The 14,834-nt window shown below is 59.6% G+C and carries 12 protein-coding genes; 5 read left to right on the forward strand and 7 right to left on the reverse strand.

Translation table 11 applies throughout. From position 1 onward, the window contains the following. Positions 1-37: 37 nt before the first annotated feature. From era to NW840_RS04950, 3 genes are all read left to right on the forward strand, one after another. Positions 38-1,129 (forward strand): GTPase Era, encoded by a 1,092-nt coding sequence (era, locus tag NW840_RS04940; protein WP_414342728.1) that lies wholly within the window; start codon positions 38-40, stop codon positions 1,127-1,129. Between the two features lie 233 nt (positions 1,130-1,362). After that, positions 1,363-2,493, forward strand: coding sequence for an aromatic ring-hydroxylating oxygenase subunit alpha (locus tag NW840_RS04945; RefSeq protein ID WP_414328837.1), 1,131 nt, complete (start codon positions 1,363-1,365; stop codon positions 2,491-2,493). Positions 2,494-2,591: 98 nt separating this feature from the next. Next, a complete protein-coding gene (locus NW840_RS04950) occupies positions 2,592-3,194 on the forward strand; it encodes a glutathione S-transferase family protein (protein ID WP_414342730.1) in 603 nt (200 codons plus the stop codon). A gap of 11 nt (positions 3,195-3,205) precedes the next feature. Here the strand turns inward: NW840_RS04950 and NW840_RS04955 are convergent, their stop codons facing one another. The 3 genes from NW840_RS04955 to der form a co-directional block, all read right to left on the reverse strand. After that, a complete protein-coding gene (locus tag NW840_RS04955) occupies positions 3,206-4,411 on the reverse strand; it encodes a BMP family lipoprotein (RefSeq protein WP_414342732.1) in 1,206 nt (401 codons plus the stop codon). A 139-nt stretch (positions 4,412-4,550) separates the two neighbouring features. Next, positions 4,551-5,015, reverse strand: a complete 465-nt coding sequence (gene smpB, locus NW840_RS04960) for an SsrA-binding protein SmpB (RefSeq protein ID WP_011432891.1) — start codon at positions 5,013-5,015, stop codon at positions 4,551-4,553. Positions 5,016-5,038: 23 nt separating this feature from the next. Next, the gene (der, locus tag NW840_RS04965; RefSeq protein ID WP_011432890.1) at positions 5,039-6,418 is read right to left on the reverse strand and encodes a ribosome biogenesis GTPase Der; all 1,380 of its coding nucleotides are present in this window, start codon (positions 6,416-6,418) and stop codon (positions 5,039-5,041) included. A 160-nt stretch (positions 6,419-6,578) separates the two neighbouring features. Between der and NW840_RS04970 the strand changes: the two genes are divergently transcribed. Further along, the gene (locus NW840_RS04970) at positions 6,579-7,775 is read left to right on the forward strand and encodes an aspartate aminotransferase (protein ID WP_414342733.1); all 1,197 of its coding nucleotides are present in this window, start codon (positions 6,579-6,581) and stop codon (positions 7,773-7,775) included. Positions 7,776-8,054: 279 nt separating this feature from the next. On the opposite strand, the gene NW840_RS04975 is transcribed toward NW840_RS04970, so the two are convergent. Both NW840_RS04975 and NW840_RS04980 read right to left on the reverse strand, forming a co-directional pair. Beyond that, positions 8,055-9,263: a Coenzyme F420 hydrogenase/dehydrogenase, beta subunit C-terminal domain gene (locus NW840_RS04975; protein WP_414342735.1), complete on the reverse strand. Its 1,209-nt coding sequence runs from the start codon at positions 9,261-9,263 to the stop codon at positions 8,055-8,057. A gap of 5 nt (positions 9,264-9,268) precedes the next feature. Next, positions 9,269-9,793 (reverse strand): molybdopterin-dependent oxidoreductase, encoded by a 525-nt coding sequence (locus tag NW840_RS04980; protein ID WP_414342736.1) that lies wholly within the window; start codon positions 9,791-9,793, stop codon positions 9,269-9,271. 479 nt (positions 9,794-10,272) lie between these two features. On the opposite strand from NW840_RS04980, the gene lgt reads away from it, so the two are divergent. After that, positions 10,273-11,412, forward strand: a complete 1,140-nt coding sequence (gene lgt, locus NW840_RS04985; RefSeq protein ID WP_414342737.1) for a prolipoprotein diacylglyceryl transferase — start codon at positions 10,273-10,275, stop codon at positions 11,410-11,412. 74 nt (positions 11,413-11,486) lie between these two features. On the opposite strand, the gene chrA is transcribed toward lgt, so the two are convergent. Together chrA and NW840_RS04995 are read right to left on the reverse strand one after the other, a co-directional pair. Further along, complete coding sequence (gene chrA, locus NW840_RS04990) at positions 11,487-12,758, reverse strand: chromate efflux transporter (protein ID WP_011432884.1); 1,272 nt, start codon at positions 12,756-12,758, stop codon at positions 11,487-11,489. 102 nt (positions 12,759-12,860) lie between these two features. Beyond that, positions 12,861-14,822 carry a tetratricopeptide repeat protein gene (locus tag NW840_RS04995; RefSeq protein WP_414342739.1) on the reverse strand — a complete coding sequence of 654 codons (1,962 nt, stop codon included), beginning with the start codon at positions 14,820-14,822 and terminating at the stop codon, positions 12,861-12,863. Positions 14,823-14,834: the final 12 nt, after the last annotated feature.

A 14,834-nucleotide genomic window follows, 5' to 3' on the forward strand; every position in this document is an offset into this window, starting at 1 on the left:
AACAAACAGAATGCTATCGCTGCATAGTTGAACAGTGATGTTCAGCAGTGTTCAGCGTAAATGTATCAGCGCCGGACATCCCCATTCTCCCTCAGACGGGAGGGATCCCTCCCCTGAGGGACAGGGATCCATTGGCGACGGCGGGACAGAGTCCTCCGCTGCTGCAGCAGAAGGGGAATCGGCGCCCGGTCGTGTCAGCAGTGGGGAACTGTCTGCGATCCCGGCTGCCCCGCCAGGGTTTAAGTCGGGGTTTGTGGGGCTGATCGGGCGGCCCAATGTGGGCAAGTCCACCCTACTCAACGCCCTGGTGGGACAAAAGATTGCCATCACCTCTCCCGTGGCCCAGACCACCCGCAACCGCCTGCAGGGGATCCTCTCCCTACCCCAAGCCCAGATCATCTGGGTGGATACCCCTGGCATCCACAAACCCCACCACCGCCTGGGGGAAATCTTGGTACACAACGCCCAGGCAGCCATTGCCGCTGTGGACGTGATCCTCTTCGTGGTGGATGGATCGGTGCCGGCAGGACGCGGGGATGCTTTTATTGCCGAGCGGATCCCTGCTGCTTCCCCCTGCCTGATCGTCTGCAACAAAGCGGATCTGCTTCCTCGGGATGCTGCCGTGCGCCAAGCTCACCAGGAGAGCTACCAAGCCCTGCGCCCCGGCGCTCCTGTCGTTTGGGTGTCTGCCTTGGATCCCAGCAGTTTGACACCCCTGATCCAAGCCACCATCGATCTGCTGCCCACCGGCCCCTACTACTACCCGCCGGATCTGGTGACGGATCAGCCGGAGCGGTTCATCATGGCGGAGCTGATCCGAGAACAGGTGCTGCTGCAGACCCGCGAGGAAGTGCCCCATTCCGTGGCCGTGACCATCGACCAGGTGGAAGAAACCCCCAACGTCACCCGCATCCTGGCCACCCTCTATGTGGAGCGGGACTCGCAAAAGGGGATCCTCATCGGCAAAGGGGGGGAAAGGCTCAAGCGGATCGGCCAGGCAGCCCGCCTGCAGATTCAAAAGCTGATCCTGGGCAAGGTGTACCTGGAGCTGTTTGTCAAGGTGCGGCCCCACTGGCGGCGCTCTGAGCACCTTCTGCGCGACTTGGGCTACAGCGCTACGTCCCCCTAGCGGGAATAAGCCATTTGCGTCAGCAGGACGGAGTTCCTATGCCCCCCTCTCCCCTTGTGGGTAGGAGACTGGGGTATTTGCGCGAGCAGCACAGCGTGCTTGGGGGGAATGCTGCAAAAATGCCCTAGACCTGCTTAGAACAGATACTGACTGGGATCCCTGCGTTAGCTTGGATAGCAAAGCCTTTGGAGTTCAACGGCAGTTTTTCCCATCTTGCTTTGCTGCCCCGCGCTATGACCGCTTTCTATCCCGCTACGGTTCAACCCGGCGCCCGCACCCTGCCTGGCCACTACTACGTCTCCTCCAGCCGCTTTGAGGCGGAGATTGAGCAGATTTTTTATCGGCAGTGGTTCTGCGTGGGGCGCAGTGCCGATCTGGCCCAACCCGGAGACTTTTTGCAGGTGCAGGTGCTCAGAGAAAGCCTGATCCTGGTACGGGATCCCAAGGGGCAAGCCCATGCCTTCTTCAACCACTGTCGCCATCGAGGAACCCGACTCTGCAGCGAGCTCCAAGGCCATTTTGCCGATGGGATCCCTTGCCCCTACCACGCCTGGCGCTATGGGCTGGACGGGCAATTGTTGGCAGCTCCCCAGATGCACGAGGTGGAAGACTTTCGCCGTGAAGATTATCCCCTCCACTCCGCTGCCTTGGCAGAATGGGAAGGCTTCGTCTGGGTCAACCTCAGCCGCAATCCTCAGCCCTTCGATGAGGTTTTTGCCCCATTGCAAGGTCGTTTCCGAGAGTGGAACCTGTCCGCTCTGCGGCGAGGCCATCGTATTGAATACCACGTTCAAGCCAATTGGAAATTGCTGTTTGAAAACTACTCTGAGTGCTACCACTGCCCGCTCATTCACCCAGAATTGGCCCGCCTTTCGCCGGCTCGCAGTGGTCGCAACGACTTGATGGAAGGCCCCTTTTTGGGCGGCTACATGTTGCTCAATCCAGATGTGACCAGCCTAAACATGAGTGGCCAACGCAGCTTGCCCCTGATCTCCACCGTGCGAGGCGAGAACCAACGGCGGGCCTACTACTACACCCTTATGCCCAATCTATTCTTGAGCCTGCAGCCGGACTATGTCATGACCCACACTCTGTGGCCCCAGGGATCCGACCGGACGCGGGTTGTCTGCGATTGGCTGTTTGAGCCGGAGACCTTGGCGCTGGATGGTTTTGATCCCAGCGAGGTGGTGGAATTGTGGGATCGCACCAATCGACAGGATTGGCACCTGTGCGAGCTCACCCAGCAAGGGGTGGGATCCCGTGCCTATGAAGCAGGGCCTCTTTCCCATGCAGAAGGGTTGCTGCAAGCCTTTGGGCGGGAATACCGCCGGCAGATGCAGGAGTTGGAAGAACAAAGCTGCTAAAAAAGTGTTAGGGACAGAGGGTTTTTGTTGATTGGGTTGCCGTTGGCGTTGTCAGGACGAAGTTCTTTGTAAGGTGCTTTGGGCTGAGGTTAACCACAATGTTGCGACTGTACGGGATCCCAACCTCCGGAAATTGCTACAAAGTGGAATTGCTCCTCAAGCAATTGGGGATTCCCTATGAGACGGTTGAAGTCAACTCCAGGGCCGGAGAAAACCGCCGCCCCGAGTACCTGGCCAAAAACCCCCTGGGCCAGATCCCGGCTTTGGAACTGGAAGATGGAACGGTCTTGGCGGAGTCCGCCGCGATCTTGGTCTACCTGGCAGAAGACACCCCCCTCTACGGCCAAAACAAGTTGGAACGGGCCGAGATTTTGAAGTGGTTGCTTTTTGAACAAACCCGCATTGCCCGCTACATCGCCACCACTCGCTTCTGGGTGCGGGCCGGCCAAGCAGAGGCCCATGCTGACGTGATCGCCCAGAACTTGAAATCTGGAACAGAGGCCTTGGAGATCATGGAAGGCCACCTGCAGGGGAAAGCATTTTTTGTGGGCAACCGCTACACCATCGCCGATCTCGCCCTTTTCACATACACCCATGTGGCGGAGCAGGGCGGGTTTGACCTCAAGCCCTTTCCCCAGATCCGAGCCTGGTGTCAGCGGGTGAAAGAAACCGACCGGTTCTTCCCCCTACCCGGAGCATGAAACATTTTCTCCTAATTGCTGGCTCCCTCCATGCCCTCTAGCAACTGGCCCAGATACCAAATCTCGACCTCGCTGGCCACATCTCCCTCAGCCAAGAAGGGCGTGCCATCTTGGAAGTTGAGCGGCCCCTTGAAGAGCTGAATGCTGCCATTCCCCAAGCCGGCGATGAACTCCTCCAACTTAGCCCTATCTTCTGGCTCCAGGGCTTCTCCCATGATGAACCCTGCCGAAGACGTGTCCGGGTTGTTGATATCCGACCAGTCGATGGGCGGACGCAGGAATTGGCTCTCGAAGGTGCCCGCGCGAGCTGCCTCGATCAATTGCTTGTATCCTGGCCCCCAGTTGTAGTAGGAAACCCCCAGGCAAATTTCGGGCGCAAAGTTACAACCGCTGGCCAGGCCGTAGTGGGTGTAGCGCACTCGCTTTCCGGCCTCAGCAGCCCGCTTGCCTTGTACCGCCGCCTCCGGCGTATCCAACCCCGACATCACCACATCAAAGCCGCTGTTGTAAAAGTCATCGGCAACCTTGCTTGGATCCAAAGTAACCCCTGGAATGTTGAACCAGAAGCCAATCCAGGTCACCCGGAACTGCAACTCTTCAGGACGATCTCGGTAAGTTTCCCAGCAGTATTTGGCCCCCAAGTAAGCAGCAGCAGCGTAACGGCGGGTTTCATCGTTGATCAGAGGTCCCAACAGGCCAATTTTGCCGGTTTCGGATCCCAGAGCCGCGGCACATCCGGCCACCATGCGCATCGCTTCCATCTGGGGCATGATGTTGGCCAAGTTGGGCAGATCGATGTAATTTTTCCCCTCCTTCCAGGCCATGTCCCCAGAAGCATGGATAACCGCAATCTCGGGATGCTTGCGGGCCGTTTCAATCGCGTCGTCTTTGTGGTCATCAGAAGTAAAGATGATAACCTTGGCCCCTCGGGCGATCATGTCATCCGCCACCTGGGAGGCGCGCACATTGGGCCGATCCGCCGGGTTCACCTTATCCAGGTAATCAAACTCGACACCGGGCAACTTGGCCTTGACGTATTCGCTGCCCTCCACATGCGCCTGGCTCCAGCCGCCATCCTGCATCGGCCCCACCAGCACCATGCCCACTTTGAAGGTCTCCTGCGCCGTTGTGGGGGTGGATCCCAGTAGAGCGGCGACTGCCAGGCCAATAGCCCAGCCTCTCGAGGGAGAAAAAGCGCGGGTAAGATTCCAGTTCACAGGCAGCTCCAACAGAACAGGGATCCAAAGCCGGAAGACTACATCCATCATCGGGATCCCGCTGCAGATCGCTGTATCTGAGAATACAAAAAGGCGCTTGGCAAACGACGTGGAAGCCAGCAGGGGCTCAGGGAGAAATTTATCGTTCCTTCAGTTCCCGCTGAATCTCCCGCTGGGTTTGCCGCTCTTTGATTGCCTGCCGCTTGTCGTGGAGCTTTTTGCCACGGGCTACGCCCAGATGGGCTTTGATCCAGCCGCGGTTGAGCACCAGCTTGAGGGGAACCACGGTCAGGCCCTTTTGTTCCACCAAGCCCCGTAGGCGGTCGATCTCGCGGCGGTGCAGCAGCAACTTGCGGCGGCGGGTAGGGTCGTGGTTAAACACTTTGCTGGCGGTGTCATGGGGGGAGATGTGCAGATTGTGCAGCCATGCTTCCCCATCCCGAAAGAGGGCAAAAGCGTCTTGCAGGTTGGCTTTGCCCGCTCGTATCGATTTCACCTCTGTGCCGGTCAGTTGGATCCCGGCCTCATAGGTCTCCAAGATGTCGTACTCGAAGCGGGCGCGACGGTTGTCAACCAGGGTTTTGACGTTGGGATCCACAGCCATAGGCTTTCAGTAGACCAGAGGGCCTAACGAGAGGTCAGGGATCTCTCCAATTTTCGCACCGCCCGCCCAACCAAGCGCTCGGATTTGCCGCGCCAGAGAAAGCGAATGGGGGTACCGGTAAAGTCCAGGTTTTGCCGGAAGTGCTTTTCCAGGAAGCGGCGGTAGTTATCCTTAAACAAATCGGGATCGTTGACAAACAGAACAAAGGTGGGGGGCCGATCCGCCACCTGGGTGCCGTAGTAAATTCTGCCCTGCTTGCCCTGGCGGTTGGTGGGGGGCGATTGCCAGGCAAGAGCATCCTGGAGCACTTCGTTGACCACAGCGGTGGGAACCCGTTTGCGGTGGGCGGCCACCACGGTATTCACCTGCTCAAAGATTTTGTGGGTGCGTTGCCCAGTGAGGGCGCTGACAAACAGGAGCGGCGCCCATTCAATAAAGTAAAGCCTGTCGCGAATCTCGCGGGTGAACTCGTTGATGGTGTGGGTATCTTTGTTTTCTACTGCATCCCACTTGTTGACGACGACAACGCAGGCGCGGCCCTCTTCTTCGATGCGCCCGGCCAGCCTCTGATCCTGTTCGGTAACCCCCTCCAAAGCATCGATCACCAGCAGCACTGCATCCGAGCGCTGGATGGCCTTGAAGGCCCGGTTGATGCTGAAGAACTCAATGCCGTACTGCACGCGGTTTTTTTTGCGGATGCCGGCGGTATCGATGAGGCGATAGGGCTGCCCTTCCCAGGTGACCACGGTGTCGATGGCATCGCGGGTGGTGCCGGAAATGGGGCTGACGATGGCCCGCTCGGATCCTACCAGGCGGTTGAGCAGGCTGGATTTGCCGACGTTGGGCCGTCCCACAATCGAGACGGCGATGGGATCTGGCTCGCCTGCGGCTTCTGCGGTCACTTCGGGCAAGTGAGCCAGCACCGCCTCCAACAGCTCGGCTACCCCATTGCCATGGATGCCGGAACAGGGGATCGGATCCCCCAGCCCCAGCTCCCAAAAGGCTGCTGCCTGAGCCAGGCCCATCTGCCCCGACTCGCACTTGTTTACGGCCACCACCACCGGCAGGGGTTGTTTGCGCAGCCAATCGGCCACTTCTACATCGGCGGGTGTCAGTCCCTCTCGGCCATCCACCACGAAGATCACGGCCTGCGCCTCGGCCATGGCTGCCATCGCTTGCTGGCGAATGTGGGGCAGAAATTCGCTGTCGTCGCCAAAAACCAGGCCGCCGGTGTCCACCACCCGCAAGCGGCGCCCGTTCCATTCCACCTCCTGGTACAGGCGATCCCGGGTCACGCCGGGCTCATCGTGCACAATGGCCGAACGCACCCCCGCCATGCGGTTGACGAGGGTAGATTTGCCCACGTTGGGGCGACCCACAATGGCCACAAGAGGTAGGGGCACTGTTGGCTCGTCGATAACTTGGGATATCTATCCTAGCTGTTCGGGATCCCGGATGCCCAAAGCCGCCAATCTCGATCATTGCTTTGGATGCAGGTCTGGCGGTAAGTTAGGTACCTATCCTCCCATCAGGCACCGGCTGTGCCCCTTCCCCATTCTTGCCATGAACCGCGCTCTCGTTCCCGCCCAGCGGCTGAACAAGCTGCCCGCCTATGTCTTCGCCCGCTTGGATGAGCTGAAGGCCCGCGCCCGCCAGCAGGGGTTGGATTTGATCGATCTGGGCATGGGCAACCCCGATGGTCCCACCCCACAGCCGGTGGTGGAGGCGGCGCAGGCGGCCATTGCGGATCCCGCCCACCACGGCTACCCGCCCTTTGAGGGCACGGCCAGCTTCCGCCAGGCGATCACGGATTGGTACTGGCGTCGCTACGGGGTGGAGCTGGATCCCAATGGAGAGGCGCTGCCTTTGCTGGGATCCAAAGAGGGGCTGACCCACCTGGCTCTGGCCTATGTGGATCCCGGAGATCTGGTGTTGGTGCCCAGCCCTGCCTATCCAGCCCATTTTCGCGGCCCCATGATTGCCGGCGGGCAGATCTACCCGATGATGCTGCGCCCGCAGAAGGGGTGGTTGATCGATCTGCAAGAAATACCGCCGGAAGTGGCCCAGCAAGCGCGGGTGCTCTACTTTAACTACCCCAACAACCCGACGGCGGCAGTTGCGCCCCGCTCTTTTTTTGAGGAGGTGGTGGAGTTTGCCCGCCGCTACGATCTCATCCTAGTGCACGACCTGTGCTATGCCGAGCTGGCTTTTGACGGCTACCGGCCCACCAGCCTGCTGCAGATCCCAGGCGCCAAGGACTTGGCAGTGGAGTTCCACACCCTCTCCAAAACCTACAACATGGCCGGCTGGCGGGTGGGATTTGTGGTGGGCAATCGCCAGATCATCCAGAGCTTGCGCACCCTGAAAACCAATCTCGACTACGGCATTTTTGCCGCCATCCAAAAGGCCGCCGAAACTGCCCTGCGCCTGCCGGATAGCTACCTGGAGCAGGTACAAGAGCGCTACCGCCGCCGTCGCGACTATTTGATTGGCCGCTTGGCGGAACTGGGCTGGCGGATCCCACCGACTCAGGCGACGATGTACCTCTGGATCCCTACCCCTCGCACTGCTGATGGCACCCCCGAGGGATCAACAGAGTTTGCCCTACGGGTTTTAGAGTCCACCGGGGTGGTGGTGACTCCCGGCAGCGCCTTTGGAGAAGGGGGAGAAGGCTACGTGCGGATTAGCTTGATTGCCGATTGCGAGCGCATGGGGCAGGCCATCGATCGCTGGGCGGAAGCTGGGATCCGCTACTGCTGAGCCATAGGATGAAGGAGCCGCGAGGATCCCTTCTGGCAAGGATCTGAAGGATTTAGATCAATAGCCATTCTCGATCCTCCATCACCCCCGGCCTCTCTCCCAGGGGGAGCTAGGGATCAACGCGACAAACCCTTTGATTGGCTACTTGAAGTGACCGCATATGGTCGTTTCAGGTTAGGGTGAGACGCCTGCGCCACTGAGAAAAGCCCTATAGACCCGTTCCTTCAAAGTTTTAGGGTGGTTGCAGTGTCCTGGCTTGAATCGAAATGACCGTAATTCTCAGTCCTTGGGAAGTTGATACTGCTCCACGATGCGCCGGGCGAAGGGGGGCACGTGCTGCTCTAGCTTGTGCGGATAGTGGCGGCGCACATAGAGGTAGTTACGGGTGAAGTGGGAATCGATGGAAAAACGGGCATATTCCAAACCGCGTGGCCCAAACCGCTCGATCACCGCCCCCATGATCTGGGCCAACCACATCGGTAGGGTCAGGGCTTGATCGTAGGCAGGGATCCCCTGCTGCACTGCCGCCCTCCGGGATCCCTGCGAGATCACCGGTTGGGTTTCCAGCTCCTCCCAGACTAAGTCCAACAGCTCTTGCCCCCGCTGATTGCGCACCAGCAGCCACTGCCAGCCCAAGGGGGATCCCATGTAGCCCACCACCAGATCTGCCAGAGCATTCACATAGTCAAAACAACTGAGGCAGGAGGGGGCAAACACGTCCTTGAGTTCTTTGGTCTTGAGGCCGAAGAAGGGCACCTTTTCCACCGAGCCATCTTCGTGTTTGAAGTGGATGTGGAAGTCTTGCATAAACTCGTAGTGCACCACCGTCTGTGGGGAGCGGCTGGTGGTTTCTAGAAACTTTTGCAGCCCGGCACGGCTGACATTGTCCACACAGGGCGTGCCCAACACGTACAGCTTCTCCAGGCCCAGTTTTTTTTCCACCGCCCGCAAAGCCTGAATTTGGCAGCCCACCCCGATCACCAATAGGCGCTTGAGGCCGCTTTGCTCCACCTGCTCCAACACAGACAAGTTGGGAGAAAGAGTTGGCTTGTTAACTCGCGCCGCCAAGACCGCTTCGGGGGTACGTGCCAGGATGGGCCGGGGCTGAAAACGATCCTGGGCATCCGCCTGCACGCACACCACCCCTTCCACCAAGCCGCTGGTGAGGGCCTTCATGCCAATGCTGCTGACGATGCCCGTCCACTGGGCCCCCGGGATCGGATCCCGTTTGCGGGCCGTAAACATTGCCTCGTAGACACCGAAGTAATCGGTATCGGTGACGGCGAGGGATCCTGAGCGCAGCGATTCCCGGGATCGCCCGTGGGTCTGTTCTTCCAACTGGGTCAGTTGCTGGTCCAAGAAGGCACAGGCTTCTTTGACGTGGGCCACGTAGCGGGTATCGCAGAGGCCGCACTGGCTGCACAGCTCTTTGGCCGGATAGCGGCCGGAACGGATGGGCCGGGCTGGACGCGGTGAACGGGATCCCATGATTTCTAGTGTTTGCGTAAGCGGAACGGAGTCCAATGGATCTTTTGAGCTTTGCTATTTAAGCTTTCTTTGAGATCTAAAGACACAGGCACCTCAGGCGTTCGCAGCAACGGCAACCAAGGTGCTCTCTTCAGTTTGCGGCCAAAACGGCAGATAGCGGCAAAGAACTTCGAGGGATCCCTGCTAAAGGAGCGCAAAATTTCAGAGCCTCTATAGATTGCTGTAGCGTTCTTCCGCCCAGGGTTCACCGCCCATGTAGTAGCCGTTGCTCCCCCAAAAGCCCAGCTGATCTTAGGGGGGAAACTCCAGGCATATGGGTGAGGGATCAAAGTGCGCACCGGCCCTACCGGGAGCGGTTGTCCTTCCAGGGTATGAACCAGGTAGTTTTCGGGGCGGATGAACTCCTCCAGAGTCAGGTTGGTGGTGTAGCCGCCATAACAGTGTTGCATCACCGCCTTGGCCTCAGGAGCAATGGATACCAACTGCAACCCATCCGGGATCCACACCCCTGTCCAGTTGACATCCTCCATCTCCTTTCGGTACAACGCAAAGACTGGAGACACGGCACAGCTTGCCCACTGCTGTCGCCCCCATCTAGCCCCACCACTTGGCCGGTGTACTCCGTCATCCAAGGCTTGGTACTGCGCTGGAGTGGCCTTGAGGAGTTTGGCATCTCCGACCAGCGTGGGTGTATCTTATCGCAGGTCTAACAGGGCAAAAGCCGTCCTGGAAGGGCGGGGCTTTGGACCTAGCTTTTTGGTAAAGGTATGGGCTCTAGGGTGGAATCTTGTCCGTGACGGGCCTGTAGGATCGGGTCAACCGGGAACGAGGACTGGCGCTGCTTCAGGATCGGGGAGAATGGATCCCTGTTGGAGCCTGTGAATGGCTGCCGGGGATAGGGGAGAAGAGCCCGGAAGGAACTCCGTCCCGCTAACCCAAGCGGGTGAGGTTGATAAAGCCGACTGGTGGAACTGAGTTGAGCAATTTTGGGGTGCAGAGCGTGTTGTCGATGAACCTATGGAGTGCAGGGCTGTTGGGCCTTACCTTCAGCTCACCGGGAGAATTTGTCTTCCGCTTTCCCCCCGGCACCCCGCTGGTGGGAGGGCTGGGCCTACGCTGGTATGGCCTATTGATGGCAGTGGCCGTGTTGGTCGGCTTGATCTTGACCAAAGCGTTGGCAGAATCTCGTCATCTAGAGAAAGAGCCTGGCAAAGCCAGTGAACGAGTGGAGCTACTGGCCCTGTGGTTGGTAATATCTGGGTTTCTGGGCGCCCGCCTCTACTACGTCCTCACCCACTGGTCAGAGTTCCAAGACAACCCCCTCTCGGCCTTTGCCATTTGGCAGGGGGGTCTCATCATCCACGGTGGGGTGTTGGCCGGCGCGCTTGCCCTTTACCTCTATTGCCGCACCACCGGGATCAACGGCTGGAAGTACGCCGATGTGCTCACGCCGGGGTTGATTTTGGGCCAAGCCATCGGGCGCTGGGGCAACTTTTTCAACTCTGAGGCCTACGGTGCCCCTATTCCTCCCGACAGCCCTTGGCCGCTGCGGGTGTACATTCCTCCCCAAGCCCGCGAGCCGGAATACAGCCAATTTGAGTTTTTTCACCCCATCTTTTTTTACGAAAGCGTCCTCAACCTGCTTCTATTTGCCCTCTTGATGGGAATGTTCTGGCGCTTTCCCAAACTCAAAGATGGCACTTGGGTTTGGACCTATGTTGTCGGCTATAGCCTGATCCGCATCCCTTACGAAATCTTGCGCGTGTCGGCGGTGGCCTATCTGCCGGGAACTTCCATCAAAGCCGCCTATGTAGCCAGTGGCTTGGGCTTGGTGATCGGGATCGGCATGTTGATCTACATGTACCGGCTGCGCTTCGACCCCGATTTGGAACAACTGGCAGCGTGGTTATCGGAGCAAGCGGGATTAGCGCCAGAAGCAGCCCAAAACCTTCTGGAACGGGCTTGGGCTATTCAACAGAGACATCGCCGCGCCGACCTGTTGGATCGTGTCACCCTCGCCATGCCCCACTTTCCCGGCACCCTTGCCCCTCACCTGTCTCTTGGCCAACGGGAGCTGCTCATGCGGCAACTGTTTTGTCGCCTGGAAGGGCGGGATCCCACTGAGGAAGGGCTGGCCCAAGCCAGTTAGTGCCGTGGCCATCAGGCTGAATCAGGGTCATTCCCTCACCCCCAAGGAGAAAGCAGGGCCAGGGAGCAAAACCTTTAGGCCAGCAGACCTCGGGCCAGCAAACCCGCCCCCCCTCCCATCAACACCAACAGCCAAGTGGGCTGGCGAAAGCGCATCAAGGCAATGAAGGCCGCTACCCCGATCCCCAAAGCCACCAGCGAAGCGGGAGTTGTTTGTTGTAGCAGCGCATTTTGGGCCAAGGGCACTGTAGCCGCAGCAACAGCCCCCAGGGCCGTTGGGGTAATTGCCTGCAGGGATCCCTTCACCCAAGCATTGTGCCGTATGCGCAACAGAACCGGAGCTGCCAGCAAAATAAAGGCAAAAGAAGGGGCAAAGATGGCCACTGTTGCCGTCAGGGCCCCCAGCACCCCTGCCACCTTGTAGCCGATAAAGGCTGCCGTCAGCACCACCGGGCCAGGAGTAAATTGCCCAATGGCCACCCCATCCAAGAACTCTGTCGGCGTCAACCAGCCCAACTGATCCACCACCTCGTCGGCGATGAAGGGGATGATCACCAGCCCTCCCCCGAAGATGGTGCCGCCTACTTTCAGGAAAAACAAGGTCAAAGGCCAGAAATAGGCACCAATCCGCTCCAGACCCCAAAAGCTGCTCAGGATAAGGGTTTCCGGTGGAACCGTGGCCACTACCGTCTGGGCCAACGTCAATACTGGCCAAGGGAGTAAAATCGGGATCCCCGATAGTGGGCCTTTTTTGGGCCCATACAGCAGCAGCCCCACCAGAGCCGCCAGCCCGAACAGCAACAGGATATTCACCCCCCCAATCAGCAGCAGGGCAAAGGCCGCCACCGCGATCAGCCCCCGGCTCCAATCCTTCACAGCTTTACGGCCCAGTTTCCAGCAAAAGGCCAGGATAATGGCGATCACCACCGGGGCCACCCCAAAAAACATCCCCTCTAGCTGCGGCACCCCCTGAAAGCGAAAGTAAAGCCAAGAAAAAATCACCTCGATCACAAAAGCAGGGGCAATGAAGCAAATCCCCGCCAGCACCGCCCCCAACCAGCCTGCCCGCACATAGCCGACATAGATCCCCATCTGGGTAGAAGCTGGCCCTGGCAACATTTCACATAGGCCCACCCCTTCGGTAAATTGTTCCTGGCTCATCCAGCCCCGCCGGATCACCGCCTCATCGTGTTGCATGGCGATGTGGGCTTGGGGGCCGCCGAAACCCAGGGATCCCAGCCGCAGGAATACCACGGCAATCTCTTTCAGGCGCGTTGAAAGGGAGGGCAAGTTGTCGGGGGCGTTTTCCGGCCTGGGGAACTGACCGGGAGCAGACTCAGAAGACATGGGCAAAGCCCGGCAAGACAACCCCGCCTATCCTGCCATCTGTCCGGGATCCCTTCAAGAGGACAACACTCACCCGTTTATCCTTTCACCCAAACTGCCCCCTCAGGTCTTCAGGCTTCGCAACCACTCTTCCAGAGCGCGGATCGGCGCGGGATCCCGGTAGACGCGATCTTGACGTGCTTTCACCTGCTGGCCCATTTGCTCTCGCCACTCTGGATCCAAGCCCAACTGACTGGCAATCTGGACGTATTCATCGAGGGTGTGGGCGATGGTATCCAGGATCCCCATCTGCTGCAGGATGGCGTAGGTGTGGCGGCCCCGCAGCAGGGATCCGGGCAAGGTGACGATGGGCAGGCCGTGGGGCAGGGCTTCCAGGGTGGTGTTGCCCCCTGACCAGCCGAGGCTATCCAGGTAAATATCCCCCAGGGCGTTGTAGGCGGCATATTCTGCAGGCGAGAGTTCCGGTAGGAGCACCACATACTCTTCGGCAGCTAGGTCATAGGCCTGAAAGGCTCGTCGCAGCCGCTGCCAAAAGCGCTCGCGGATCCCTTGGGAGAGGCGGCCCCGCAAAAATAGAAATTGACACTTCCCCACTTCCCGGGCGATGCGGGGGAACACCTCGTCGTACTGAGGTAAGTACTTGAATAGGGATTGGGCGCAGAGGTAAAGCACCCTGTCGGGATCCACCCCCCAAGCTTGCCAGTCCACAGGGGCGGGGTCAACTTCTAGGGGAATATAGTAGGTGCCGATGCCAGGCAGGGGCAGGAGCTGCTCGGTGTAATGGCCGGCCCCGTCCGGCGGCTCCATCAGCTCGCTGCTGAGGAAAACGTCTATTGTCGGCAGGCCAGAAGTTTGCGGGTGGCCCCAGGCCATCGCCTGTACCGGCGCCAAGCGGAGGGCGGCCAGTTGGGCACAGACCGGGTCAATGCCCACTTCCGGGTAGAGGAGCACATCCAGCTGTGCCTCTCGAATAGCCGCTTGCCATTCTTCTATGCTGCGGGATCCGGCCACAAAGTGCTCAAAACGAGGGGGCAGGGAGCACGTGACCTCATCTTGGATGACCGAGGTGTGGAAGCCGTAGAGGGCCACTTGAGCACGATCCAGGGCTTCTACCCAGCCGCGAGTCAGGATCTTCCAAACGGAGTGATCCCGAAACAGGCCGGAGACAATGCCCACCCGCACTCGGCCAGGATGTCGCTGCCAGAGGACGGAGGGCTGGGGATAGCGGGCCGCCATCACGTCCCTCACCAAGGATCCGTAGAGCTGCTGCAGATCGCGGTCGTTCTGGCCTTGGTAGGGCAAAAAGAAGGGTTGGACGGAGCCGATCCCGGCAGCTGCTCGCTCCAGGGTTTCGGGATCCCGCGGCAGGTGTTCCCAGCGGCCCTTCACCTGTTGTAGGGCTTGGCGGTAGCGCTCCCGAGCCACGGAAACTTGGTCTGCCGAGGCGTACAGCAAGGGCAACTGGCTAACACACCAGCCCAGGGCCGCGGCCAAGTCGGCGGGATCCGCTTGCCAGAGTTGGTAGAACAGCTCCGCCGCTTCCTCCTCCCGGCCACAATCCCGCAGCAGGATGGCCAGGGTGTAGGCGGCATCGGCAAAGTCCGGCTGCAGCTCCAGGGCCTGTCCCAAGGGGACAAGGGCCGCCTCCAAATCCCCCTGCTGCCGCAGCACCAGCCCCAGCTGGTACAAAACTTCCGCGTCCGGCCCCCCCTGCTCTAGGGCCAGTTGCAGGTGAGTTTTCGCCTCCGCCAGCTGCCCCGCCTGCTTGAGAACAATTCCCAAATTAAAGTGGGCGTCGGGAAACCAGGGCTGGTGGGCAAGGGCCTGCCGGATCAGGGCAATCGCGTCGTCCAGGGATCCCTGTTGCTGCCGACAGACCCCCAAGAGGTGCAGTGCCTCGGGGTGGGTGGGCTGGGCTTGCAGCACCTGCTGGTAAAGTGAGACAGCCTGTGGCCATTGCCCTGCCTGGTGATGGCGAACGGCTTGGGCCAACAGACGCTGCAGGTGCTCTCCTCTGTCCTTTCCAGCTCTGCCTAGGCCAAAGCCTTTCCCCGGTCCAGACACAGTGAGCTCCTC

This window comes from Synechococcus sp. R5-13 (assembly GCF_047462015.1).
Classification (GTDB): Bacteria; Cyanobacteriota; Cyanobacteriia; order Thermostichales; family Thermostichaceae; genus Thermostichus.